Raw genomic sequence first — 25,135 nt, forward strand, 5'->3', positions numbered from 1 at the left:
TTGTTCCAAACTCTATCAGGATTTTTCCGCCTCCCTGACCACCGTCCTGCAGGCATGCAGAAAGTGACCCAGAGATAGGATCTGACAAGTTTGGTGCTGCCGGACGAGGATGCGTAGTTGCGTCACTCAGCCCCAAGCAGGAGTACGACTGTACACGCGCCAACAGAGCGGGTGCAAATCGATGTGGGGTATGGTCTAGACCACTCTGAAGCGCCCACGCGGAACCGGCACTTCGTGTGACATACCCTGCTGAACAGTGTGCCGCCCGCACAGGCAGCGACGGCCCATATCGATCTCCACCCCTGGGAGGCTTCCCATGACCACCGTCACGTCCCCACTTGCAGGACGCGCCGTCGGACTGGCGTCAGTGCCGGATCCGGTCTTCTCCGGGGCCATGGTCGGCCCCGGCACGGCGATCGACCCGGTGCGCGAGCCGTCCGAGGCGGTGTCGCCGGTTGACGGAGTCATCGTTTCCCTCCACCCCCACGCATTTGTCGTCGTCGATGAGCAGGGCCACGGTGTGCTCACCCACCTGGGCATCGACACCGTGCAGCTCAACGGCGAAGGCTTCGAGTTGCTCGTGAACAAGGGGGACACCGTGACGCGCGGCCAGGGCATCGTCCGCTGGGACCCCTCGGCCGTCGAGGCAGCCGGCAAGTCGCCGGTATGCCCGATCGTGGCCCTCGAAGCCACGGCAGAGGCCCTCTCCGAACTGCGTGACAACGGCGATGTGAAGGCTGGCGACAGTCTCTTCGTCTGGAAGTGACTGCGTTGCCGTCCTGCGGCGGCAAGTAAGGACGACAACCACCGCGGCGGCGGGACCCGCCGCACTATCGGAGACGGGTGAGATGGAGACAACCCTGCGAGGCGTCGGCGTGAGCCACGGTGTGGCGATCGGCGAGGTTCGGCACATGGGAACGGCGGTCCTCGAACCGCCTGCCAAGCAGATTCCGGCCGAGGACGCGGAGCGTGAACAGGGGCGCGCTCGTAAGGCCGTGGAGGCAGTGGCAGCCGACTTGATGGCGCGCGGCAATCTGGCGGGCGGGGAGGCCCAGGCGGTCCTTGAGGCGCAGGCCATGATGGCCCAGGACCCGGAACTGATGGCGGACGTGGATCGGCGTATCGCCGTGGGCAGCACTGCCGAGCGTGCTGTGTACGACGCCTTCGCCGCGTACCGCGAGCTGCTGGCGGGTGCCGGCGAGTATCTCGCCGGTCGGGTGGCCGACCTCGATGACGTGCGGAATCGTATCGTCGCTCGTTTGCTCGGGGTCCCGATGCCGGGTGTCCCGGACAGCGACGAGCCCTACGTCCTGGTCGCTCGCGACCTCGCTCCGGCCGACACTGCGCTGCTGGACCCGGCTCTCGTTCTTGGCTTTGTCACGGAAGAGGGTGGACCGACCAGTCACAGCGCGATTCTGGCGAGGGCCCTCGGTGTCCCGGCCGTCGTCGCGATGCCGGGTGCCGGTGAGCTCGCCGAAGGCACGGTCATCGCTGTCGACGGCAGCACGGGCAACGTCTTCGTGAACCCGACCGATGCCAAGAAGACGGAGCTGGAGGCGGCTGCTGCGGCGCGCAAGGCGGCACTCGCGGCGTCGACCGGACCGGGTGCCACGGCGGACGGCCACAAGGTGCCGCTGCTCGTCAACGTCGGCGGTCCGTCGGATGTGCCGGCCGCTGTCGAGGCAGGCGCCGAGGGTGTCGGCCTGTTCCGGACCGAGTTCCTCTTCCTCGACGACAGTAAGAAGGCGCCGTCGGAGGAGAAGCAGGTAGAGGCCTACCGGCAGGTGCTCGAGGCCTTCCCCGAGGGCCGTGTTGTCGTGCGTGTCCTGGACGCGGGCGCGGACAAGCCGCTGGACTTCCTGACGCCGGCCGACGAGCCGAACCCGGCGCTGGGTGTGCGGGGGCTGCGGACGCTGCTGGACCACCCCGAGGTGCTGCGAACCCAGCTGACGGCTCTCGCGAAGGCGGCGGAGGGACTTCCTGTCTACCTCGAGGTCATGGCCCCGATGGTGGCGGACCGTGCCGATGCGAAGGCGTTCGCGGACGCGTGCCGCGCGGCCGGGCTTCAGGCGAAGTTCGGTGCGATGGTGGAGATTCCGTCGGCCGCGCTGCGGGCGCGGTCGATCTTGCAGGAGGTCGAGTTCCTGTCGCTGGGGACGAACGACCTCGCGCAGTACACCTTCGCCGCGGACCGTCAGGTGGGTGCAGTGTCCCGGCTTCAGGATCCGTGGCAGCCGGCGCTGCTCGACCTGGTCGCTTTGTCCGCAGAGGCGGCGAAGGCCGAGGGCAAGAGCTGTGGTGTCTGTGGTGAGGCGGCGTCGGACCCGCTGCTGGCGTGTGTGCTGACCGGTCTGGGTGTCACCTCTCTGTCCATGGGTTCGGCGTCGATTCCTTATGTCCGGGCGACGCTGGCGAAGTACACGCTGGCGCAGTGTGAGCGTGCTGCTGCGGCCGCGCGGGCGGCGGACAGCGCCGAGGAGGCGCGCAACGCCGCTCAGGCGGTGCTGTCCGGCGAGTAGTCGATCCGGCCCGGTCGGGTCGTGAGGTTGTGGGGCGCTCCACTCTTTGGGTGGAGCGCCCCGTTCGTGTTCAGTGACGGTGTGCCGGTGGGGTTTCCTCATTGCCGAGATCCGGCGGTACGCAGTAGTCGACGCCCGATTCCGGGGAGATGAGGTCGCCGGAATCGATGTCGGTGCAGTAGGCATCGAAGACTTCGCCTGCGGTCAGGGGTTCCAGGCCCTCTCCACGCAGGCGCCAGCCGTAGATGCGGTCGGAGGTGCCGGCGGCGCTGGTCCGCATGACGAGCCCGCCGGGGCTCTGGGTGGCGAGGCCGAGGGCGAGGACGGTGGTGAATTCCAGGGCTTCGGCCTCGTCGAGGTGTGTCGCGCCCTCGGTGTCTTCGTCGGCGTGCAGGACGGAGACGAGTGTCTCGGGGGTTCCCGTGACACTGCAGACGAGGTGTCGGCTTCCGGGATGGGCCGTGTCGAGGATGCGGACGACGAGGTTCGAGGCGCGGGCGAAGGCCGCGCGGCCGATGTCCTCGCCGCAGGTGGCGCAGGCGCCGAGACGTGCCAGGAGTGTGGACGCGTACTCCCAGGTGGCTTGTCGGACGGCTTCGTCGACGAGGGCCGGGACGAGGTCTGCCAGGGGCTGGCCCTGGTAGGGGATGGTGGGTCCGGTCGTCGCGAGTTGGGCGGTAAAGCGCGTGCGGCTCGACGGGTCGTCGGGAGCCAGGCCCGTTTCCGCGCAGAACTCGGCGTATTCCTGTGGGTCGAAGAGGGCTAGCGTCGTATGGCTGCCTTGCGAGGCCCGGGTCCTGAGGAGGGCCTCCACTTGTTGGAGGTAGATCTTGTGATCGTCGAAGGTGAAGCTGCGGTAGTGCCTCATCGCACGGAAGTCGTGCTCGTCGGTCAGCAGGCCGATCGTGCCGGCGATTTCGCGGCGCAGGATGCGTCGCATTGTCTGGTCGTCGGTGTGTGCCACGTTTCCCCCTGTGCGCAGTCGATCAATGCTCACTCACAGTAACCGGCGGCACTGACAACGGCTTCGGGGCGATGGCGTCGCGAGCGTCCCGGCCCTCGGGCTTCTCCTGAATTGGGGGCCCGAGGCCGGGGGCGTGGGTCAGGCGCGCTTGCGGGCGAGTTCCTCGTAGAAGTGCAGAAGGTCGAGGTTGTCGATGGAGCCCGGGTTGACCGCCTTCTCCAGCGGGGTGCCTTGGAGGAGGCGCTTGACCGGGACTTCGATGCGCTTTCCGGTGAGGGTGTGGGGGACGCCGGGGACCTCGATGACCTCGTCGGGGACGTGACGTGGTGAGAGCTGTTCGCGGATGGTCTGCTTGATGCGGTTCAGGAGGTCTTCGTCGAGCACGGCTCCCGGGGCCAGGTGCACGAACAGGGGCATCCAGTAGCCGCCGTCGGGCTGTTCGATGCCGATGACGAGGGTTTCCTTGATCTCGGGGAGGCGTTCCACCGCTTCGTAGATGTCGGCCGAGCCCATGCGGACGCCCTGGCGATTGAGCGTCGAGTCGGAGCGGCCGTGGATGACGACGGAGCCGCGGGAGGTGACGGTGATCCAGTCGCCGTGGCGCCATACGCCGGGGTAGGTGTCGAAGTAGCTGTCGTGGTACCGGCTGCCCTCGGGGTCGTTCCAGAAGTAGATCGGCATGGACGGCATGGGGTTGGTGACCACGAGTTCGCCGACCTCGTCGGTGACGGGGTTGCCGCTGGGGTCCCAGGACCGCAGGTCGGTGCCGAGGCTGGGGGCCTGGAGCTCGCCGATGTGCACGGGCAGGGTGGGCACGGCTCCCGCGAAGCAGGAGCACACGTCCGTGCCGCCGCTGACGGAGGCGATCCAGAGGTCGTCGCGGACCTCGTCGTGCAGCCAGCGGAATCCGTCGGGCGGCAGTGGTGATCCGGTGGTGGCGACGCACTGCACCTTGGTGAGGTCGAAGTCGCGGCCGGGGTGGACGTCGGCCTTGCGGCAGGCCATGACGTACGCGGCGGAAGTGCCGTAGAGGGTGGCTTCCGTGCGTTCGGCGATGCGCCACTGGGCGCCCGTGTCGGGGAAGCCGGGGCTGCCGTCGTACAGGACGATCGTGGTGCCGGTGAGGAGGCCGGAGACGAGGAAGTTCCACATCATCCAGCCCGTCGAGGTGTACCAGAAGAAACGGTCCTCGGGGCCCAGGTCGCAGTGCAGGCCGAGTTGTTTGAGGTGCTCGACGAGGATGCCTCCCTGGGACTGGACGATGGCCTTGGGAAGGCCGGTCGTGCCGGAGGAGTAGAGCACCCAGAGGGGGTGGTCGAAGGGGACCTGTTCGAAGACGGGTTCCTCGTCGGCGGAGGTGAGCGCCGACCAGTCCAGGGCGCCGTCGGGGGCCTCGGTGCCGAGGAGGGGAATGTGCACCACGGCGCGCAGCGTGGGCAGTTCGCGGCGCAGTTCGGTGACGATGTCGCGGCGGTCGTGCTCCTTGCCGCCGTAGCGGTAGCCGTCGACGGTGAACAGGACGATCGGTTCGATCTGCTGGAAGCGGTCGAGGACGCTGCGGGCGCCGAAGTCGGGTGCGCAGGAGGTCCAGACGCCGCCGACGGCGGCCGTGGCCAGGAGGGCGACCACAGCCTGGGGGATGTTCGGGAGGTAGCCGCTGACGCGGTCTCCTGGGCGTACGCCGAGGGCGCGCAGCTCGGCAGCGAGGGAGCCGACCTGGCGACGCAGTTCGGACCAGGTGACGGGTCGGGGGTCGTGGGACTCGTCGACGTACAGAAGCGCGGGTTCGTCGGCGCGGGTCGCGGAAGCGCGCAGGGCGTGTTCGGCGTAGTTCAGGGTCGCGCCGGGGAACCATTGGGCGCCGGGCATCGAGCGGTCGCCGAGCACGCGCGCGTAGGGGGTGGAGAAGCGTACGTCGAACCACTCCGTGACGGCTTTCCAGAAGGTGTCCAGTTCGTCGACCGACCATCGGTGCAGGGCCGCGTAGCCGCCCTCGGAGGGGGCGTCGTGGTTTTCGGCGGCCCAGGCCTGGAACTTGGTGACCTGAGCCTGGGCGATGCGTTCCGGATCTGGCTGCCAGAGCGGCTGAGGGTTCATGATCGACATGGAGCGGCTCCCGGACTGTGCGCGTCGTGTGCGTCTTCCGCGCACGGCTGGGTTGTGCGCGTGACGCGGCTGACACGGACGATGCCATGTGATCGACTTCTGCACCAGGGTCCGCCCCACATAGTCCGTGTCGTGAAGATGTGGTCCAGGCACGGGTGAACGGCAGTTGAACGACACGCGTGTGTGGGGCGGTCAATGGCAGGCTGAGCAGCATGGACGGTCGTGACCTGGTGCGTTCGATGAAGGTGGTCGGTTCTGTGGGGGCGGCCCAGGGGTTGCGTACCGTGCGGGCGGCGTGGCGTAGGAGGCGTGTCGACGCCGCGGGGCTGCCGCCCCGGGGTGCCGAGCGCGCTCGGGTGCCCGGACCTGTGCAGGAGGTGCGGCCGGGGCCGGGCGGTGGTGTGATCCGGTTCAGCCGGTCCGAGCTGCGCGTGACCGTCGCCGTGAACGGGGCCGTGTTCTGGGGCTGGGACGGGGCCGGTCCCGAGCCGTCGTACGCGCTCGTGGACCGCTGTCCGGAGCCGGATCCCCGGGCGGTGCTGGAGCCCGACAAGGATGGTGGCTGGCGGGTCGTGGCGGAGCGGGTGACGGTCGTCATCTCGCGGCACGGCGCCGTGGAGGTGCAGACGCCCGGGGGCGTGACGCTCCGGCGTGAGCTGCCGCCGCGCTGGTGGGAACCAGTGGGTGGTGGGTCCGCACGATGGATGCAGCGCTCGGAGGTAGCCGCGGACGCGCGGTTCTTCGGGCTCGGGGGACGGGCGTCGGGACCTCGGTTGAGGGACGGGACGTATCGGCTGTGGAACACCGACCCCGGCCATGCGTTCGACCCGGGCGACGATCCGCTGTACATCACCATGCCGGTGCAGCTGGTGGTGGCCGACGCGGCCACGCACCTGGTGTTCTACGACACCTCGTGGGACGGCACGGTGACGCTGCTGGCGGGCGAGGAAGGCGCCGGCTCCGGGCATGACCGGGCGGGGACGAGTGAACTGCGGATGGACGGCGGCCCGCTGCGCTGCTGGGTGATAGTGGGCACCCCAGCGCGCGTGCTGCTCGTCTGGGCCGCGCTCACCGGTGCGGCCGCGCTGCCGCCGGCGTGGGCGCTGGGCCACCAGCACGCGCGGTGGGGCTTCGGCAGCGAGCAGGAGGTGCGGCGGATCGTCTCGGGGTATCAGGAGCGAGACCTGCCGCTGGATGCCGTGCATCTGGACATCGACCACCACGACGAGCACCAGGTGTTCACGGTCGACCAGGAGCGCTTTCCCAAACTGCCGCAGCTTGCCGAGGACTTGCGCGGGGACGGCATCCGCCTGGTGTCGATCGTCGACCCGGCGGTCAAGGCAGTGGCGGGCAATGCCGTGTACGACAGCGGATCGGCCGAGGACGCGTTCGTGCGGGACGCCTCCGGGCGGCTCGTGCGAGGGGTCGTCTGGCCCGGGGAGGCGGTCTTCCCGGACTTCACCCACGCGCGCGTGCGGCAGTGGTGGGGTGGTCTGTACGAGGAACGGCTGGGGCAGGGCTTCTCGGGTTTCTGGCATGACATGAACGAGCCGACTTCGTTCGCGGCGTTCGGGGAGTCGACGTTGCCGCGTTCGGCCCGGCACTCATTTGAAGGGCGGGGCGGGGACCATCGGGAGGCGCACAACGTCTACGCCCTGTGCATGGCCCGGGCCGGTTACGAAGGGCTGCTCGAACTGGCGCCCGAGGAGCGGCCCTTCGTCTTCTCGCGTTCCGGGTGGACCGGCATGCAGCGCTACGGCGGGACCTGGTCCGGGGATGTGGCGACAGGCTGGCCGGGTCTGCGGGCATCGCTGTCGCTGGTCATGGGCCTCGGGCTGTGCGGTGTGCCGTACTCGGGGCCGGACGTGGGCGGCTTCGACGGGAGCCCCTCGCCGGAGCTGTATCTGCGATGGTTCCAGTTGGCCGCGTATCTGCCGCTGTTCCGTACGCACGCGAGTCTGCGGGCGGGACGCCGGGAGCCGTGGGAGTTCGGTCCCCAGGTGCTGGAGCACGCACGCGTGGCGCTCGTCGAGCGTCGGAGACTGCTGCCGTACTTCGTGACGCTGGCGCATCTGGCCCGGCGCACCGGGGCGCCCTATGTGCGTCCGCTGTGGTGGTCGGCGCCCGAGGACCGTGCGCTGCGTGACTGTGAGGATGCGTTTCTGCTGGGCGACTGCCTGCTGGTGGCACCGGTGCTTGACCCGGGCACGGACCGGCGTGCGGTGCAGCTGCCTCAAGGCCGTTGGTACGACACGGCAACGGGGCGGGCGTACGAAGGCCCAGGGCAGGTTCTCGTCGAGGCGCCCTTGTCCCGCATCCCGGTGCTGGCGCGTTCGGGCGCCGTCGTCCCCGTGCGTGGGGACGACGGCGGGCTGGAACTGGAGGTGTGGGCGCCCGCCCGGGGGCGCACCGGCGGCGGGCTGGTCGTGCCTGATGCGGGCGACGGCTGGGACGAACCGGAGATCGAGCGTTACGTCACCCGCTGGGACGGACGGAAGCTGCTGGTCGAGCTGGAGCACGAGGACGGCGTGATCACATCACCCCGTCCGGTGCGCATACGAGGGCTCGACGAGCGTCATATGTAGCGGCCCTCGAAGAACGCCTTCACGGCCAGCGTGTGCAGCGGGAAGGCCAGTTCCTCCGGCCTGTGCAGGAGGTGCCAGCCCTCGGTCTCGTCCGTGGCAGCCGAGGTCGGCAGACGGTCGGCGGGCCGTTCCGGCAGGAGGCCGAACAGCAGCAGGTGGCCGTCGGGCGAGCTCATCGCGTCGGCGAGTCGTACGTCGCGGCCGGCCGCGGCGATGCCGGTCTCTTCCTTGAGTTCGCGTACGACGGCCTGCCGCCAGTCCTCGCGATCGTCGATGTAGCCGCCCGGCAGGGCGATGCCTCCGCGCGCGGGGGCCACGGTTCGGGTGATGACGACCAGGGCCGTGCCCTTGGTGTCGTACACGGGCTGGAGCGCGACGGCTACCGGCAGGGGGTTGCGGTAGGCCACCGTGCCGCATGCCGGGCAGGTGCGGGGCCAGCTGGAGACGCCCTCTCCGTAGGGCGCGCCGCAGCTCGAACAATGGGAGTCTGCTGCGGAGTTGGGGACGGAGAACTGAGTTTCGGACACGCGGCGGACTGTATCCGATCAGCGGAAGGGCGTCTTCCGGGGGCCGGTCATCAGGGCTTCGTGAGGGAGTTCCAGGACACGGGGAAGTCGAAGTAGGTGTCCGGATAAGGCTCCGGCTTGTATGTGAAGTGCCACCACTCCTCGGCGAGGTTCACGAATCCGAGGGCTTCGAGAGTGCTCTTGAGCAGCAGTCGGTTGGCGCGCTGTTCGCCCTGGATACGTGGGTCGAGCGTGTGCGAAAGGGTGTCGAAGCAGTCGAATCCGGTGCCCATGTCGACGGAGTTGTCGGGGAAGCGCTCGCCCTGCGGCGCGTAGCAGGGCACAAGGGGCTCTCCAGGTACGTACGGCCTGGTGGGTTTGGCCGGCAGCCTGACGATCGTCAGGTCCATGGTCGAGCCGCGGCTGTGGCCGGATTTCTCCGCGATGTATCCGTCTTCGAACAGGCGGGTCTTGTCGACGTCGGGGTAGAACTCGCCTTTCATGGCCTGGTCGTCGAGGTCCTCGGCCCAGCGGACGAAGTGGTCGACGGCGCGCTGAGGCCGGTAGCAGTCGTACACCTTGAGTGTGTAGCCCTGGCGCAGCAGCCGTCTCTGGGCCTGGTGGAGCGCTTCGGCGGCGGCTCGGGTGAGGATGCAGAGGGGCTGTCGGTAGCCGTCGATGCGCTCGCCCACGAAGTTGTGCGGGGTGAAGTAGCGCATCTCCTGAATGATGGTGGGATCCACGGTTCTCAGCGCCACGAAGTTCTCCGGCGCTCGTGGCTCGGGTTTCGCCTGGGCGGTGGCGGGAGCGGCGGTCACGGCCAGCAGGGTGGCGAGGGTGATGACCAGTCCCCGTACCGCGGTCGAGAGTCGTGTCATGTCTCCTGCGTCTATCAGGAGTCCGTTCCGTGAGGGAAGTGGCCGGACGCGGTCCACTCGTAAGGTCACTCTGCCGCTTCGCGGTTGCCCGTGGCACACTTCTGACGTTCCGTCAGATACGTTCCTCAGGAGGGACTATGCCACGCACGCGCACGCCGGTGGTCGCAGGGTGGTTCGCCGGTGACGGGGACGACTTCCGACTGCTGGGCACCCGCTGCTCGACCTGCGCGTCGGTCTTCTTTCCTCGCGAGGACGCGCACTGCCGCAACCCGGGCTGCTCCGGCGGCGATCTGGAGGAGTTCCCGCTCTCGCGGCGCGGACGCGTTTGGTCGTACACGGACAGCCAGTATCGGCCTCCGTCACCCTATGTGACCGATCCGGAACTTCCGTGGGAGCCGTACGCGTTGATCGCTGTGGAACTGGAATCCGAGCGCCTCGTGGTGCTGGGGCAGGCGGTTCCCGGGGTCACCGTCGCCGATCTGACGGTGGGCATGGAGGTCGAGGCCGTCCCGGGCGTGCTGCACGAGGACGCCGAGACCATCTGGACGACCTGGCATTGGCGGCCGACGGGGGTGGCGGCGTGACGGACGAGGTGGCGGTGCTCGGTGTGGGCATGCATCCCTGGGGCAAATGGGGACGCGGTTTCGTCGAGTACGGGGTGGCGGCGGCCCGCGCGGCACTCGCCGACGCGGGGCTGGAGTGGCGGGACATCGGGTCGATCGTCGGCGCGGACACCGTGCGGGGCGGCTATCCGGGCTATGTGGCCGGGGCGACCTTCGCGAAGGCCCTCGGCTGGCAGGGTGCCCGGGTCACGAGTGTGTACGCGGCGTGCGCGTCCGGGGCGCAGGCCGTCAACACCGCGCGGGCGCAGATACTTGCGGGGCTCGCGGACGTGGTGCTCGTGGTGGGGGCCGATGCGGCGCCCAAGGGGTTCTTCCGGCCGGCGGGCGGTGACCGTCCCGACGATCCGGACTGGCTTCGCTTCCGCGTTCTCGGCGCGACCAATCCGGCGTACTTCGGGCTGTACGCGCGTCGGCGGATGGCTGTGCACGGGGACACGCCTCAGGACTTCGCGCAGGTCAAGGTGAAGAACGCCGCCCTGGGCGCGCTGAATCCCTACGCCCGCTACCGCAAGCCGGTCACCGCCGAGGAGGTCGCCGCCTCCGCGGTGGTCGCCGACCCGCTGCGGCTGCTCGACATCTGCGCGACCTCGGACGGAGGTGCGGCGCTCGTGCTGGCCGGCATGGAGTTCGCACGTCGGCACGGCGTCACGGATCCGGTGCGGATCCGGGCGGTGTCCACTGTGACGCCGCGCTATCCGAACACGGTTCTGGATCTGCCCGACATAGCGACGGACTCGGCAGCGGCGGTACCACCGGAGGGGACGTTCCGGGAATCGATCGCACGCGCCGCCTACGAGGAGGCGGGCATCGGCCCCGAGGACCTGAGCTTCGCGGAGGTCTACGACCTGTCCACCGCGCTGGAGTTGCAGTGGTACGAGGACCTGGGGCTGTGCGGTCAGGGGGATGCCGCGAAGCTGCTGCGGGAGGGCTCGACAGCGCTGGGCGGACGCATACCGGTGAACACGAGCGGCGGCCTGGCGTCGTTCGGGGAGGCGGTTCCGGCCCAGGCCATCGCCCAGGTGTGCGAACTCACTTGGCAGCTGAGAGGAGGTGCGGGTGACCGGCAGGTCGCCGGGGCGCGGGCGGGCATCGCCGCGAACCAGGGGCTGTTCGGGCACGGGTCGGCGGTGGTCGCGGTGCGATGAGGCGTGACGACCAGGCATCCATCTACGCTGTGTAAGCAACCCGGAATCCTGTGTGAACGTCTCATGAACTGGGCTCGGGCGTACGTGGTGGGCGCAATCATGCTCCCGTGGACTCCTGGACGGATACTCTCCGCTTCGCTTTCCAACCGGTGGTCAATCTGACGACCGGAGGAGTAGCGGGGCTGGAGATACTCGCCCGCCCGGAGACCGGCGACGTCCTGGCCGAGGCCCGCCGCGATCCTGAACTCGACGGTCGGCTGGCCGTGTTGGCGTTCCGTGCGGCAGCTCGCAAGGAGACGTTGCTACCCCTGTACGTCAACGTGTTCGCCGGCACTCTCGCCGACCTGGGCGGGCTCACACCGCTGCACGACGCCGTGCGCGCGGCGGGCCGGCTGCCGTGGGAGGTGACGATCGACATCGGGCCGCCATACACGCACGTCCCGCAGCAGGCGCTGCTGGAAGCGATCGGCGCGCTCCGTGACCAGGGTTTCCGGATCTGTGCGGACGGCGTCGGCGACGGAGACGTCCCGTTGCGGCTGCTCACCGACATGGCGCCGGACCTGGTGAAGCTCGACGCGTCCCTGCTGGCGCGGCCTGCGGGGGTGCGGGCGATGCGGACGCTGTGCGAGCAGTCGGGCGCGCTCCTGTGCGTCGAGGGTGTGGAAACGGAGCTGCAGTGCGCTTCCGCGCGGTCGGCCGGTGCCCAGTTGGCTCAGGGTGAGCTGTTCGCCCCGCCGGCTCGGTTGCCCGCGGCGGAGGTATACGTTCCGCCGCGCTCCCCAGGGCTGGCGGCGACGCCGCGATCGGGGCCGTCGGTGCGGGAGTTCGTGCGGCCGGCCGCGCTGCTGCCCGCCACCGCGTCCGCGGGCCAGGTCCGGGCTCTGCTGACCGGGTCGCCGGACGTGTCCGGGGTCCTTCTGGTGGACCGGAGCGGCGTTCCGGTGCGGTCGGTGCACCGTTCCCGCTTCCTGCTGTCGATGTCGGGACGCTACGGCCATGCCCTGTACGCGGACCGGCCCGCGGCCAAGCTCGGGGATCAGCCGCGCACGGTGGGCGTCGACGCCACCGCGTGGGAGGTGTTGGACGTCGTCGCGGACGGCGGCAGGGCCCGTACGTCGGACGATGTGGCCGTGGTCGACCGGTACGGCAGGTGTGTGGGGGTCGTACGGCTCGCGGACCTCGTGCGGGCCCTGGCAGAGACCCGGGTCGAGGAGGCGGCCGGACTCAACCCGCTGACCCGGCTGCCGGGCTCGGACTCGATCACCGGCGAGGTGGACCGGCGGATCGCGGACGGGCGGACGTTCGCGTTGAGTTGGCTGGATGTCGACCACTTCAAACAGGTCAACGACGGCGCCGGCTTCGCGGCGGGCGACGAGCTCATCCGGTCGGTGGGACGGGCGCTGCAACACGTGGCGTCGGACAGTACGCGCGTGGGTCACATCGGAGGGGACGACTTCCTGGTGCTGGCGGATCCGGAGGGGTTGCACCCGCTGGCCGCCTCGGTCCTCGACGCGCCTTGGTCGGCGGCTGGACGTCCCGTCACATTGTCCCTGGCCACGGTCCTCTGCGAACCCGGAAGCGTGACGGACCACCGGCAGGCGGCCTCCTGTCTGGCTCCGTTGAAGAAGGCCGCGAAGTCGCTGAGCGGGGCGAGCTGGGTGCTGGGCCGCGCAGGGGTGCCCGGGCTGGAGATCCTGCGCGGGGTGGAGACCGCCCCACCCCAGGCGCAGTGCGCGGTGGCGGAGCCCGGCAGGGGGTGAGACGCTTTCTCCACGTGGCCGACGGTGGCTGAAAGGTGACCGAAGGCCTCAGCACAGCCATGACCATCGGCCTCTGCCGGGTCCAGCAGGAACTGGCCTGCCTGCCGGCCTCAGCAGGGCCTCGGTGCCCATCCCACCCACCAGCGGGCGCGCCAGGAGCACGGTCGGCGTGGGTCCGTGACCCGTCGGCACGCCCTCAACCGTTGGCGTCGGCGACCTTGACGCCCCTTGGACGCCGGTGAACACTTCCCGGTGTCAGCCGACATCGCCGTACATTCTCGGCGTATCCACGCACTGCGCCGTGCGGTTCCGCCTGTACCAAGGCCCACTCCCCCACAGGTGATTCGGCTACTACGGCACGCTCGTCACGGACGCCGGGCGGGGCGCGGGACCATCCCTGCCTTCGGCTGAAGTCGCCATGGGAAACGCACCCCGCAGGAGACCGGGCCGATGGTCCCGGTCAGGGCCTAGGAGCCGCCATGAGCAATGGAGACATATTCCTCGGTGAGGTCATCGGTACCGCGATCCTGATCCTCTTCGGGGCGGGCGTGGTCGCCGCCGTCCTACTCAACTACTCCAAGGCCAAGGACGCGGGCTGGGTCGTCATCGCCTTCGGCTGGGGGTTCGGCGTGATGGCCGGCGCCTACACCGCGGCGCCGCTGTCCGGCGGACAGCTCAACCCGGCCGTGACGGTCGGGATCGCCATCGACACCGGGGAGTGGGACAAGGTCCCCGTCTACATCGCCGGCCAGATGGTCGGCGCGATCCTCGGTGCGGTGTTGTGCTGGCTGGTCTACTACGCACAGTTCCAGGCCAACGCGGACGAAGAGATCGCCCAGCCGACCCTCGGGATCTTCTCCACGGCGCCCGCGATCCGCAACACCGTGGCGAACCTCGTCACCGAGATCATCGCGACGATCGCGCTGGTGCTGCCGATCCTCGCCTTCGGCCTGACCAAGGGACTCGGTGTGTCCGGCACCGCCATTCTGATTGTCTCGTTCCTGGTGGTCGGCATCGGTCTGTCGCTCGGCGGTCCCACGGGATACGCCATCAACCCGGCCCGTGACCTGGGCCCCCGCATAGTCCACGCTCTGCTCCCGATTCCCAACAAGGGAACCTCGGACTGGAGTTACTCGTGGATTCCGGTGGTCGGACCGCTGATCGGCGGGGTGCTGTCCGGGCTCATCTTCAACGCAGCCTTCTGAAGGAACCGACGAAGGGGACGCCATGACGGACAAGTTCGTTGCCGCCATCGACCAGGGCACGACCTCGAGCCGCTGCATCATCTTCAACCAGGACGGCGCCATCGTGGCCGTCGACCAGCGCGAGCACCGCCAGATCTTCCCCAAACCCGGCTGGGTGGAACACGACGCCACCGAGATCTGGTCAAAGGTGCAGGCCGTGGTCGCCGGTGCCATCGCCAAGGCCGGGCTGCGTGCCGACCAGCTCAGCGCGCTCGGCATCACCAACCAGCGTGAGACGACGGTTCTCTGGGACCGGGCCACAGGCAAGCCGGTGCACAACGCGATCGTGTGGCAGGACACCCGTACGGCGGCATTGTGCAACCAGCTCGGCGGCTCGGACGGGCAGGACCGTTTCCGCGAGCAGACCGGCCTGCCACTGGCCAGCTACTTCTCCGGCCCCAAGGCGGCCTGGCTGCTGGACAACGTGCCCGGTCTCCGGGCCCGTGCCGAGCGCGGTGAGATCGCCTTCGGCACCATCGACTCCTGGCTGATCTGGAACCTCACCGGCGGCACGGACGGCGGGCACCACGTCACCGACGTGACGAACGCCGGACGCACGATGCTGATGAACCTGGAGACCCTGCAGTGGGACTCCTCGATCCTGTCCGCCATGAGCGTGCCGGAGGCCGTGCTTCCGGAGATCAGGTCCTCCTCCGAGGTGTACGGAACCGCCGTCGGACAGCTGGCCGGGGTGCCGGTCGCCTCGGCCCTGGGCGACCAGCAGGCCGCCGTGTTCGGGCAGGCCTGCTACGACGTGGGCACGGCGAAGAACACGTACGGCACCGGCAGCTTCCTGCTGCTCAACACCGGCAACCGGCCGGTTCCGTCGAAGAACGGCCTGCTGACGACGATGGGCTACAAGATCGGCAGTGAGGCGCCGGTGTACTGCCTGGAGGGGGCGATAGCCATAACGGGCGCGCTGGTCCAATGGTTCCGCGACCAGCTCGGCATCATCCGCACCGCCGACGAGATCGAGCCCTTGGCAGCCAGCGTCGAGGACAACGGCGGTGCGTACATCGTGCCCGCGTTCTCCGGCCTGTTCGCGCCGTACTGGCGTTCCGACGCGCGCGGGGTGATCACCGGCCTGACGCGCTACGTCACCAAGGCGCACCTCGCTCGCGCGGTTCTGGAAGCGACGAGCTGGCAGACGCGCGAGGTCGTGGACGCCATGTACCAGGACTCCGGCGTGGAGATCACGACTCTGAAGGTCGACGGTGGCATGACGAAGAACAACCTGCTCATGCAGCACCAGGCGGATGTGCTCGACGTGCCGGTGATCCGGCCCAAGGTCTCCGAGACGACCTGCCTGGGGGCCGCGTACGCCGCCGGGCTGGCCACCGGGGTGTGGAACGACCTGGACGAGCTCAAGGCGCACTGGGCGAAGGACGCCGAGTGGACGCCCGGCATGACCGCCGATGTCAGGGACCGTGAGTACCACAACTGGCGCAAGGCGGTGGAGAAGAGCTTCGGCTGGCTGGACGACGGCGAGAGCTGACGGGACGGCTTAAGCCGAAGAACGGTCCACGCGTGCGTACGTCCCTCGTGAGAGCTACGCGCGCGTGCCCATGAGCCACGGCTCGTACCCCGGTCGGCGGGGGTACGGGCCGTGCCCATCTCTCCCGGACTCAGGTGGTCACGGTCTCGCGGCGGTCCGCCTGGAAGGCCATGGCGTGCTGGACGACACCGATGAGGATCTCCTTCACGGACTCCCTGTCGCGGGCGTCGCACAGCAGCAGCGGTACGTCGCTGTCGAGGTCGAGGGCCTGCCGTATGGCCTCCGCGGGGTAACGGTCCGCCCCCTCGAAGCAGTTGACGCCGACGAGGAAGGGTATGGAGCGCCGCTCGAAGTAGTCGACGGCGGCGAAGCAGTCCTCAAGGCGGCGGGTGTCGGCGAGCACGACGGCGCCGAGCGCGCCTTCGGACAGTTCGTCCCACATGAACCAGAACCGCTCCTGGCCGGGTGTGCCGAAGAGGTACAGCACCAGATCCTCGCGCAGGGTGATGCGACCGAAGTCCATGGCCACGGTGGTGGTGCGCTTGCCCTCGACACCGCTCGTGTCGTCGACCGGGCGTCCGGCCTCGGTGAGCAGTTCCTCGGTGCGCAGCGGCCTGATCTCGCTGACCGCGCCGACGAGGGTCGTCTTGCCCACCCCGAAGCCGCCGGCCACCAGGATCTTGAGCGTGACGGGCTCGACCGGAGGCTTCCCGCGCTCAGAACGCCCGAAGATCATCGATCTCTTCTCCTGCTTGATGGGGGTCTCGCGACGGCCGGCCGTAGCCTCCGCCGCCAGGGGTTTCGATGACGAGTACGTCGCCGGGGCCGACGTCCGCGGAATCGCTTCCGCCGAGTGCGGTGACCGTTCCGTCGGCGTGTTCCACGCGGTTGGCTCCCAGCGCGCCCGGTTCTCCGCCCGCCATGCCGTACGGCGGGATCCGGCGGTGCTGGGACAGCGTGGAGACGGTCATGGGCTCGTGGAACCGGATACGGCGCACGGCACCGTCCCCGCCGCGCCACTGGCCGGCCCCGCCGCTGCCGTGCCGTACGGCGAACTCGTCGAGCTGTACGGGCAGTCGCCACTCCAGCACTTCGGGATCGGTGAGCCGCGAGTTGGTCATGTGGGTCTGGACGACAGGCGCGCCGGGGAACCCGTCCCCCGCTCCGGATCCGGAGGCCACGGTCTCGTAGTACTGGTGGCGTTCGTTGCCGAAGGTGACGTTGTTCATGGTGCCGGAGCCCTCGGCCTGGACGCCCAGTGCTGCGTAGAGGGCGCCGGTGATGGCCTGGGAGGTCTCCACGTTTCCCGCGACGACCGCTGCCGGGGGTTCGGGGGCGAGCATGGAGCCGGGCGGCACGACGATGTCGAGGGGGCGCAGGCAGCCGTCGTTGAGCGGGATGTCGTCGGCGACGAGGGTGCGGAAGACATACAGGACGGCGGCGTTGACGACCGAGAAGGGGGCGTTGAAGTTCGTGGCCAGTTGTGGGGACGTGCCGGTGAAATCGACGGTGGCGGAGCGGTTTTCGCGGTCCACGCGCACGCGTACCCGGATGAACGCGCCGGAGTCGGTCTCGTAGGCGTACTCGCCGTCCTCCAGGGCGTCGACGACCCGGCGTACTGCTTCCTCCGCGTTGTCCTGGACGTGCTTCATGTACGCCTGGACGACGGCGAGGCCGAAATTGTCGATCATACGGGCGACTTCGTCGACGCCCTTCTGGTTGGCCGCGATCTGGGCGCGCAGGTCCGCGAGGTTGGTCTTGGGGTTACGGGACGGGTAGGGCGCGTCGGTGAGCAGGCGGAGGGTCTCCGGCTCGCGGAAACGACCGTTCTCGGCGAGCAGCCAGTTGTCGAAGAGGATGCCCTCCTCCTCGATGGTGCGGCTGTTCGCCGGCATGGAGCCGGGGGCGATGCCACCGATCTCCGCGTGGTGGCCGCGTGAGGCGACGTAGAAGAGGAGCTCTGGTTCACGCTCCGTGTTCGTCGCGCCGTTCGTGTCGAAGACGGGGGTGATCACGGTGACGTCGGGGAGGTGGGTGCCGCCGTGGTACGGGTCGTTGACGGCGTAGGTGTCACCGGGACGCATCCGCGAGCCGCGGCGGCGGATGACCTCCTTGACACTGGTGCCCATCGAGCCCAGGTGGACGGGGATGTGTGGGGCGTTGGCCACCAGGTTTCCGTCCGGGTCGAAGAGCGCGCAGGAGAAGTCCAGGCGTTCCTTGATGTTGACGGACTGGGCCGTCGATTCGAGCCGGGCGCCCATCTGTTCGGCGATGGACATGAAGAGGTTGTTGAAGACCTCAAGAAGAACAGGGTCGGCTTTCGTGTCGAGATCGGAACTCTCCGTAATCGCCGCGCGTTCCATGACCAGATGCCCGTCGTCAGTCGTCGCGGCTTGCCAGCCGTCGTCGACGACGGTCGTCGCGCTGGCCTCGGTGATGATCGCCGGGCCGGTGACGGTCTCGCCGGGGGGCAGGTACTCACGGCGGTGGAGGGGTACGTCGCACCAGGTGCCGCCCGTGTGGAGGCGGACGGTCTCCGGTGCGGCCGGGCTGCCTTCGGGGGCGGCTTCGTAAGGGGCGAGGACGGAGAGATCGGGGGGTTCGGTGATGCCGGTGGCTTCGGCGGAGAGGGCTTCGACGACGATCGGGCGGTCGAGCGTGAAGGAGTACGTGGCGCGATGACGATCTTCGAAAACGTGCCTCATCGTGTGGGGTTCGGTGAGTTCGACGGTGAGGGTGGTGTCGGTGCCGTCGTAGCGGAGTTGGGCACGACGGGTGACCTTGATGCGGTCCTCGGGGACGTCCGCGTCGAGGAGTTCGGCGCGGGCAGCGGATTCCAGGTCGTTGGCCGTCTTGTGGACGCCGGGCATCGAGGCGGCCTCCAGGGGTGCCTCGACGGACTGTTCGCGCATGGACGTGGTGTCGGCGAGGCCGATGCCGAGGGCGGACAGGACGCCGGCCATGGGCGGCACGAGGACGGTGCGGATGCCGAGGGAGTCGGCGACCATGCACGCGTGCTGGCCGCCCGCTCCACCGAAGGTGGTGAGGGCGTAGCGGGTGACGTCGTGGCCTTTCTGTACGGAGATCCGCTTCACGGCGTTGGCGATGTTGGCGACCGCGATCTGGAGGTAGCCCTCGGCGACCTGCTCGGGCGTGCGGTCGTCGCCGGTGTCGTTCCGGATGTCGCGGGCGAGGTCGGTGAAGCGCTCGCGGACGAGGGCGGCGTCGAGCGGCTGGTCGCCTTCGGGGCCGAACACCTTGGGAAAATGGGCGGGTTGGATGCGGCCGAGCATGACGTTGGCGTCGGTGACCGCCAGCGGGCCGCCGCCCCGGTAACAGGCGGGACCCGGGTCCGCGCCCGCCGAGTCCGGCCCTACGCGGTAGCGGGACCCGTCGAAGTGGAGTACCGAGCCGCCGCCCGCTGCGACGGTGTGGATGTCGAGCATGGGGGCGCGCAGCCTGACCCCGGCGATCTGGGTGGTGAAGACGCGTTCGTACTCGCCGGCGAAGTGGGAGACGTCAGTGGAGGTGCCGCCCATGTCGAACCCGATGACCCGGTCGAAGCCGGCGAGCTGCGACATGCGCGCCATGCCGACGATGCCTCCGGCGGGGCCGGAGAGGATCGCGTCCTTGCCGCGGAACTGTCCTGCTTCGGCGAGGCCGCCGTTGGACTGCATGAACATCAGCCGTACGCCTTCGAGCTCGTCGGCGACGTGCTGGACGTAGCGGCGCAGCACGGGCGAGAGGTAGGCGTCGACGACGGCGGTGTCCCCGCGCGGGACGATCTTCATGAGGGGGCTGACCTCGCTGGACAGCGAGATCTGCGGGAAGCCGACGCGGGCGGCGAGCTGCCCGACGGCCTGTTCGTGGGCGGGGTGGAGGTGGCTGTGCATGCAGACCACGGCGACGGCGCGGATCCCGTCGTCGTACGCCTGCTGGAGGTGGTCTTCGAGGGCGCCCAGGTCGGGCGAGCGCACGACCGTGCCGTCGGCGGCGATGCGCTCGTCGATCTCGACGACCCGTTCGTACAACAGCTCGGGCAGTTCGATGCGGCGGGCGAAGATGCGCGGGCGGTTCTGGTAGGCGATGCGCAGGGCGTCGCGGAAACCCCGGGTGATGACGAGCAGGGTCCGCTCGCCCTTGCGCTCGAGGAGGGCGTTCGTGGCGACCGTCGTGCCCATGCGGACCGCCTCGACGGGGTCCCGGGAACCGTCGAGCAGCTGGCGTACGCCCGCGACGGCCGCGTCGGAGTAGCGGGCCGGATTCTCCGAGAGGAGCTTGTGCGTCAGCAGCCGGCCGTCCGGGCGGCGCGCGACGATGTCCGTGAAGGTGCCGCCTCGGTCGACCCAGAACTGCCAGCCTGTCACGTCACTACCCCGCTTCCACGCCGCTCACAGCGCCCGCAGGCCGTTGATCACGTCGCGCAGAATACTCTCGTCCACCAGCTCCGCCGGCGGTACTGGCCGGTTCACATGGACGAATTCCGCGTCCACGAGATCCCCGATGAGGACCCGTACGACTCCGATGGGCAGATCGAGCTCGGCGGAGAGTTCGGCGACGGACTGCGGCGCGTGACGGCACAGTCCGACGATGTCCACGTGCTCCGGGGACAGCGTCGAGTCCGCTTCCGGGTCGTCCGCGTGCGGTTCCGCGACGACCACCGCGATCAGGTCGAGGCGGTGCTGGGCCGCACTGGTGGTGCGGCCCCGCGTCATGGCGTACGGACGAACGACTGGTCCGGCCTCGTCGTCGAACCAGTGGCTTCTTCCCTGACCGTCAGCGCTCATGCCATCCCACTACCCGCCCGCGGGCAGATCGGTGCGCGGAGCGGTACCGAGGTGCACCCCGACACGCTTGACGAGCAGCGTCATCTCGTAGGCGACGAGGCCGACGTCGGAATCGGCGTCCGAGAGGACCGCGAGGCAGCTGCCGTCGCCTGCGGCCGTGACAAACAGGAAGGCGTCGTCGAGTTCGACGACGGTCTGCCGGACGTTGCCCGCCTCGAAGTGGCGGCCCACGCCCTTGGCGAGGCTGTGGAAGCCGGACGCGACGGCGGCCAGGTGCTCGCTGTCCTCGCGGGTCAGGTCCTTGGACACGCCCGTCGGCAGGCCGTCGCCGGAGAGCACGAGGGCCTTGCGAATGCTGGCGACGCGGTCCACCAGATCGTCGAGAAGCCAGTTGAGCTCGCCGGCCTGGTTGGTCGCGGTGTGGCCGGTCGCCTTCGGTGCGGTCATCGACCGTCCCCCTTAGTCGTTCGTTGTGGTGCTGTGCCGGTGTGGGCGTCCTCGCCCTCGGCGTTCTCCTGGCGGCCGCGCTGCCAGCCGCGTTGGAGGGAGGCCATGCGGCTGCGGACCTCGTCCGCGTCCCGCTCGGCGAGCTCCGCACGGTCCTCACCGCGCTGTGCGGGGCCCTGTTTGAGCTGCGGAGCGAGGCTGGCCTGTCGCACACGGCGGGGCAGCGGTCCCACGCCGGAGGCGGTCTGCGGTTGCGCTGCGGGCCGGTCCGGGGCGGGGTCTTCGGGGCTGCTCGACGCGATGGCGGGACGCCGTGCGCGCCTCGGGAGAGCCGGGGGCTCCGGCGGTTCACCGGTGCCGCGCCCAGTGGAGGGCGAATCGTGGCCGCGGCCGCCGATCCGGTCGGGCGCTTCCGCTCCCTCGCCGTGGTGCCCGGTAGTGCGACGGCGGGTCGGCAAGGGAGCGAGGCCGTTCGGCTCCGGCCGGCTCGGGCCCGGCGAAGGCTCCGGGTCCGGTTCCTCCCGGCGGGAGCGCTGCTCGGTGACCGGACGTCCGTGCGAGCTGACCAACTTGGGCGTCCTGCTGCTGCGGCGGGGCAGCGGAACCGGGGCGCTCACCTCGTCGTCCGGGTCGGCCTGGGCCGGTCCGCCGTGGATGCCGGAGACCGGGCGCTGTTCGCCGAGGGGACCCGTCGTCTCGTCCTCCGTGGCGGCGAGGGTGCGACGCGGGCGGAAGAGGCCCCCGCGCTCGGCTTCCTCGTCGTCGAGCCCGTCCGGGAAGTCGCTGAGGGCGTCGAGATCGACGGGACCCTCCAGCTCGACCGGGCCGTCGAGGAGCGCCCCGGGCAGACCGGGTACGCGGGCCGGGACATGGGACAGGGCGGCCCGGCGCGCCTCCTCCAGCTCGGCTTCCTTGGAGGGCGTGGGGCGATCGAGGCGGAAACCGATGCCGTTGGTGTCCGGGACGTCATCAGTAAGGAGCGCGTCGGGGATGAAGACGACGGCGGTGGTCCCGCCGTACGGCGACGGCTGCAGCGAGACCCGGACGTTCTGCCGCTGGGCGAGGCGGCTGACCACGAACAGGCCGAGCCGGTCGGTGTCGGACAGTTCGAACTCGGGTGTCTCGGCGAGCCGGAGGTTGGCGTCCAGCAGAACGTCGGCCGCCATACCCAGGCCGCGGTCGTGGATCTCCAGGGTGAAGCCGTTGGCGACCCGCTCGCCGAGCACCTGGACTGCGGTGTGCGGCGGGGAGAACACCGTGGCGTTCTCCAGGAGTTCGGCCACGAGGTGGGTGATGTCCGCGACGGCGGGGCCGGTGACGGCGACGCGGGGCAGACGGCGGACCTCGATGCGCTCGTAGTCCTCGACCTCGGCCACGGCGGCACGGACGACGTCCATGAGCTGTACGGGTTTGCGCCACTGCCGGGAGGGGGCGGCGCCGGAGAGGATCACCAGGCCCTCGGCGTGCCGGCGCATACGGGTCGTCAGGTGGTCCAGGCGGAACAGGTCGGCGAGTTCGTCGGTGTCCTCGGTCCGGCGTTCCATGGTGTCGAGGAGCGTGAGCTGCTTGTGGAGGAGGACCTGGCTGCGGCGGGCGAGGTTGACGAAGACCTCGGAGACGCCTGCGCGTAGTTCGGCCTGCTTGACGGCTGCCTCGACGGCGGCGCGCTGGAGGGTGTTGAGAGCCTGGCCGACCTCGCCGATCTCGTTCTTGTCGTACTCCAGGCGCGGGACCTCGGTCTCCACGTCGACCTGTTCGCCGGCGGAGAGGCGGCGCATCACGCTGGGCAGCCGTACGCCGGACGCCTCATGGGCGTCCAGGCGCAGTTGTCGCAGATCGCGGATGAGGGCGCGACCGATGCGCACGGACAGGATGAGCGAGAACAGCAGGGCGAGCAGACCGAGTACGCCGGCGATGGCCGCCTTGATGATGACGCCCATCGCGACGGGGCTGACACGGTCCTGATAGCGGGTGCCCGCCTCGTCGTTCATCTGGCTGAGTTCGTCGAGGACGCCGGCGGCGGCGGTGTCCCAGGTCTTGGCGTCGACGGTGCTGGGCCTGCCGGGCTGGGTGGCGATGACGGCCTGTTCGACGTCGTTCAGTGGCGCCGTGGAGGCGTTCCGCCAGAAGCGCTCGTAGCGCTCACGCTCCGACGAGGGCAGATCCATCAGGCTGATCTCGTACATGAGCGTGCGCTGGGCGACGAGATCGGAGACGTCGTGTATCTCCTGGCGGGAGAGCTTTCCGACCACGAGGGCGGAGCTGAGCAACGCGTCCTCGCGGGAGAGCAGTTCGCGGGCTCGGGTGACGTTGAGGAGGGCGCGGGCCTGCTTGTCCATCGCCACGCTGTCGATCCCGTCGAGGGAGCCCAGCAGGGTGTAACAGGGGTCGACGAGCCGGTTGTAGAGGCCGAGGGCCTTGGTGCGGGTGACCGTGCCGTCCTCGACGCTGCGGCGCAGGGGGCTGATGCCCTCGAAGGCGTCGAGGACGGCGGTGAGGCGTTCGCTGTCGCCCTGGTCCAGTCCGTCGCGGACGTCGGGGTCCTTGGCGTTCTTGCGGATCTCGGCGACGGCGGCGTCGGTGGCGTTCTGGGTGGCCCGCAGTGCGGTCAGGGCGTCCGAGGCCCGGCGATCGGCGAGATAGACCAGTGCCTGGCGGCGTTCCTGTTGCAGGACGCGGACGGCGTCCTCGGTGGAGTAGCCGATCTTCTCGACGAGGGACGACACCGTGAACAGCTGGGCCACACCTCGCCCGGTGAGTACCGTGGCGAAGCCCCAGATGGCGGTCAGGGACACCAGCGGCACGAGAAGCAGCGCCACCATCTTCCGGCGGATCGACTTCCCGCGAAAGCGCATGGCCTCCCCCAGCTCAAACCCCCCAACCGGGCAGGGGGCACACCTGTGCGTCAACAATTGGCGCGAGCCTACTACCGACGCACAAGTAACTCGAAGAGAGATCCGGAAGCTGAACTTCCGCACTGCCGACGAGACATGGGGAGTTGTCCGGGCATTGCGGGAGATTGCCTCCCGTGATCCCCCGGCGCCCGCACGAACGGTTCCGGCCAGTCCGCGGGGCCAGTTGGCCGGAAATTTATCTTTCTCGGGAATCTTCGGGACGCGCCGATCGTCCTTCTGTACGGGAAAGGGGACGGAATGGGCCACAGGAGCCGCATCCCGTCACCCGGGCGGCGTAAAACAGCGCAAGCCGGGCAGCCACTGGGGAGCCGAGTCTTCAGGCACGGGCAAGCGGTCTGCTGGCGGTGGGGAGTGACACGGTGATGGGCACGGCGGAGCGGCACGACGCAGCCGAGGACGGCGCCACGGCGCATGTGACGGTGCGGCGCGGCACCGAAGCGCTGGATCGCGACATTCCGGTGGACGGGCGCGAGGCGACGGGCGGTGGCCGGGATGTCCCGGTGGGCGCGGGTGCGTTGACAGCGGACGAGCGCGACACCTCGGTCCCCTCCGGCGTCGAGGCCGCGAGAGGCGAGAGTACGGCCGTGATGAGCGGCGGCGGGGCGAGCCGAGGTTGGGCGACCCACCGGCCGCTGTGGGTGGAGGAGGACGCCCGGCGGCCCCGGATGCCGGATCCGGTGCGGACGTCGGCCGTGCGGGCGGTGCTGATCATCGCGGTCACACTGATCCAGGCGATGGTGGCCTTCCTGTGCACCATGGCGGGGTCATGGCTGGCCTTCCCGATGGTGATCAGCAGTGTGGTCAGCACCGTGGTGGCCACGTGGGGTGCCCTGGACGTCTGGGTGACCCGCCAAGTGTGGAAGCAGCGCAACGGCGTGGTCTCGACGCCCAGCAGCACGGCACGCGCCCTGCGCCGTGAGCGGCGGCGGGCTCGACGCCAGGCACGGCAGGCCGAGCGCGCACAGGAACGAATACGGCGGCAGGGCGGGGCCGGGCAGCTGTCGCACTCCTGAGCACGGTCGAGCGGCGCGGAGCCGGAGGCCACCGCGCCGCCCGCAGACACTCAGCGGTGGCGAGTCGGCTCCGAACCACCCGGGGACAGGGTCAGGGCCGCTGCCGTTCCAGCGTGCCGCTGCCGCCGGCCCGGGACCAGGTCGAGCG

At 69.7% G+C, this 25,135-nt stretch carries 18 protein-coding genes; 9 read left to right on the top strand and 9 right to left on the bottom strand.

The features are described 5' to 3' along the window. Positions 1 to 316: 316 nt before the first annotated feature. Entirely contained in the window at positions 317 to 766 is a 450-nt protein-coding gene (locus tag AQJ67_RS30000; RefSeq protein WP_062722478.1) for a PTS sugar transporter subunit IIA, read from the top strand. Between the two features lie 82 nt (positions 767 to 848). Further along, on the top strand, positions 849 to 2,519 hold the full coding sequence (gene ptsP / locus AQJ67_RS30005; protein ID WP_062722479.1) for a phosphoenolpyruvate--protein phosphotransferase: 1,671 nt from the start codon (positions 849 to 851) through the stop codon (positions 2,517 to 2,519). Positions 2,520 to 2,589: 70 nt separating this feature from the next. On the opposite strand, the gene AQJ67_RS30010 is transcribed toward ptsP, so the two are convergent. Together AQJ67_RS30010 and AQJ67_RS30015 are read right to left on the bottom strand one after the other, a co-directional pair. After that, positions 2,590 to 3,483 (bottom strand): hypothetical protein, encoded by an 894-nt coding sequence (locus AQJ67_RS30010; protein WP_062722480.1) that lies wholly within the window; start codon positions 3,481 to 3,483, stop codon positions 2,590 to 2,592. 138 nt (positions 3,484 to 3,621) lie between these two features. Next, positions 3,622 to 5,589, bottom strand: coding sequence for an acetoacetate--CoA ligase (locus AQJ67_RS30015; RefSeq protein WP_062722481.1), 1,968 nt, complete (start codon positions 5,587 to 5,589; stop codon positions 3,622 to 3,624). 212 nt (positions 5,590 to 5,801) lie between these two features. Between AQJ67_RS30015 and AQJ67_RS30020 the strand changes: the two genes are divergently transcribed. Beyond that, positions 5,802 to 8,174, top strand: coding sequence for a glycoside hydrolase family 31 protein (locus AQJ67_RS30020; protein WP_062722482.1), 2,373 nt, complete (start codon positions 5,802 to 5,804; stop codon positions 8,172 to 8,174). On the opposite strand, the gene AQJ67_RS30025 is transcribed toward AQJ67_RS30020, so the two are convergent. After that, positions 8,165 to 8,701: an NUDIX domain-containing protein gene (locus AQJ67_RS30025; protein ID WP_062722483.1), complete on the bottom strand. Its 537-nt coding sequence runs from the start codon at positions 8,699 to 8,701 to the stop codon at positions 8,165 to 8,167. The genes AQJ67_RS30020 and AQJ67_RS30025 overlap by 10 nt on opposite strands. A 50-nt stretch (positions 8,702 to 8,751) precedes the next feature. Then, positions 8,752 to 9,558, bottom strand: coding sequence for a M15 family metallopeptidase (locus tag AQJ67_RS30030; protein WP_062722484.1), 807 nt, complete (start codon positions 9,556 to 9,558; stop codon positions 8,752 to 8,754). 158 nt (positions 9,559 to 9,716) lie between these two features. On the opposite strand from AQJ67_RS30030, the gene AQJ67_RS30035 reads away from it, so the two are divergent. From AQJ67_RS30035 to glpK, 5 genes are all read left to right on the top strand, one after another. Beyond that, entirely contained in the window at positions 9,717 to 10,142 is a 426-nt protein-coding gene (locus AQJ67_RS30035) for a Zn-ribbon domain-containing OB-fold protein (protein WP_062722776.1), read from the top strand. Next, positions 10,139 to 11,326, top strand: coding sequence for a lipid-transfer protein (locus AQJ67_RS30040; RefSeq protein WP_062722775.1), 1,188 nt, complete (start codon positions 10,139 to 10,141; stop codon positions 11,324 to 11,326). The genes AQJ67_RS30035 and AQJ67_RS30040 overlap by 4 nt, the downstream gene beginning before the upstream one ends. A 107-nt stretch (positions 11,327 to 11,433) precedes the next feature. Beyond that, positions 11,434 to 13,086: a GGDEF domain-containing protein gene (locus tag AQJ67_RS30045; protein ID WP_062722485.1), complete on the top strand. Its 1,653-nt coding sequence runs from the start codon at positions 11,434 to 11,436 to the stop codon at positions 13,084 to 13,086. Between the two features lie 479 nt (positions 13,087 to 13,565). Continuing rightward, positions 13,566 to 14,291: an MIP/aquaporin family protein gene (locus AQJ67_RS30050; RefSeq protein WP_062722486.1), complete on the top strand. Its 726-nt coding sequence runs from the start codon at positions 13,566 to 13,568 to the stop codon at positions 14,289 to 14,291. 22 nt (positions 14,292 to 14,313) lie between these two features. After that, positions 14,314 to 15,825, top strand: coding sequence for a glycerol kinase GlpK (glpK, locus tag AQJ67_RS30055; RefSeq protein ID WP_062722487.1), 1,512 nt, complete (start codon positions 14,314 to 14,316; stop codon positions 15,823 to 15,825). Between the two features lie 130 nt (positions 15,826 to 15,955). On the opposite strand, the gene AQJ67_RS30060 is transcribed toward glpK, so the two are convergent. From AQJ67_RS30060 to AQJ67_RS30080, 5 genes are read right to left on the bottom strand one after another with little or no spacing between them, the layout of a single operon-like run. Continuing rightward, the gene (locus AQJ67_RS30060) at positions 15,956 to 16,561 is read right to left on the bottom strand and encodes a GTP-binding protein (protein ID WP_062722488.1); all 606 of its coding nucleotides are present in this window, start codon (positions 16,559 to 16,561) and stop codon (positions 15,956 to 15,958) included. Further along, positions 16,542 to 20,192 (bottom strand): hydantoinase B/oxoprolinase family protein, encoded by a 3,651-nt coding sequence (locus AQJ67_RS30065; protein WP_062722489.1) that lies wholly within the window; start codon positions 20,190 to 20,192, stop codon positions 16,542 to 16,544. The genes AQJ67_RS30060 and AQJ67_RS30065 overlap by 20 nt, the downstream gene beginning before the upstream one ends. 24 nt (positions 20,193 to 20,216) lie before the next feature. Beyond that, a complete protein-coding gene (locus AQJ67_RS30070) occupies positions 20,217 to 20,612 on the bottom strand; it encodes a DUF742 domain-containing protein (RefSeq protein WP_062722490.1) in 396 nt (131 codons plus the stop codon). A gap of 9 nt (positions 20,613 to 20,621) precedes the next feature. Further along, a complete protein-coding gene (locus AQJ67_RS30075; RefSeq protein ID WP_062722491.1) occupies positions 20,622 to 21,059 on the bottom strand; it encodes a roadblock/LC7 domain-containing protein in 438 nt (145 codons plus the stop codon). Then, positions 21,056 to 23,914, bottom strand: coding sequence for a sensor histidine kinase (locus tag AQJ67_RS30080; protein ID WP_062722492.1), 2,859 nt, complete (start codon positions 23,912 to 23,914; stop codon positions 21,056 to 21,058). The genes AQJ67_RS30075 and AQJ67_RS30080 overlap by 4 nt, the downstream gene beginning before the upstream one ends. 422 nt (positions 23,915 to 24,336) lie before the next feature. Between AQJ67_RS30080 and AQJ67_RS30085 the strand changes: the two genes are divergently transcribed. Beyond that, complete coding sequence (locus tag AQJ67_RS30085) at positions 24,337 to 24,987, top strand: hypothetical protein (protein ID WP_062722493.1); 651 nt, start codon at positions 24,337 to 24,339, stop codon at positions 24,985 to 24,987. Positions 24,988 to 25,135 lie beyond the last annotated feature (148 nt).

It is taken from the genome of Streptomyces caeruleatus, from assembly GCF_001514235.1.
Lineage (GTDB): Bacteria > Actinomycetota > Actinomycetes > Streptomycetales > Streptomycetaceae > Streptomyces > Streptomyces caeruleatus.

Coding starts and splice junctions, on each gene's coding strand:
- AQJ67_RS30050 (WP_062722486.1), top strand. CDS start 13,566: ATGAGCAATGGAGACATATTCCTCGGTGAGGTCATCGGTACCGCGATC.
- AQJ67_RS30000 (WP_062722478.1), top strand. CDS start 317: ATGACCACCGTCACGTCCCCACTTGCAGGACGCGCCGTCGGACTGGCG.
- AQJ67_RS30075 (WP_062722491.1), bottom strand. CDS start 21,059: ATGACCGCACCGAAGGCGACCGGCCACACCGCGACCAACCAGGCCGGC.
- AQJ67_RS30085 (WP_062722493.1), top strand. CDS start 24,337: ATGGGCACGGCGGAGCGGCACGACGCAGCCGAGGACGGCGCCACGGCG.
- AQJ67_RS30015 (WP_062722481.1), bottom strand. CDS start 5,589: ATGTCGATCATGAACCCTCAGCCGCTCTGGCAGCCAGATCCGGAACGC.
- glpK (WP_062722487.1), top strand. CDS start 14,314: ATGACGGACAAGTTCGTTGCCGCCATCGACCAGGGCACGACCTCGAGC.
- AQJ67_RS30080 (WP_062722492.1), bottom strand. CDS start 23,914: ATGCGCTTTCGCGGGAAGTCGATCCGCCGGAAGATGGTGGCGCTGCTT.
- AQJ67_RS30070 (WP_062722490.1), bottom strand. CDS start 20,612: ATGAGCGCTGACGGTCAGGGAAGAAGCCACTGGTTCGACGACGAGGCC.
- AQJ67_RS30030 (WP_062722484.1), bottom strand. CDS start 9,558: ATGACACGACTCTCGACCGCGGTACGGGGACTGGTCATCACCCTCGCC.
- AQJ67_RS30060 (WP_062722488.1), bottom strand. CDS start 16,561: ATGATCTTCGGGCGTTCTGAGCGCGGGAAGCCTCCGGTCGAGCCCGTC.
- AQJ67_RS30020 (WP_062722482.1), top strand. CDS start 5,802: ATGGACGGTCGTGACCTGGTGCGTTCGATGAAGGTGGTCGGTTCTGTG.
- ptsP (WP_062722479.1), top strand. CDS start 849: ATGGAGACAACCCTGCGAGGCGTCGGCGTGAGCCACGGTGTGGCGATC.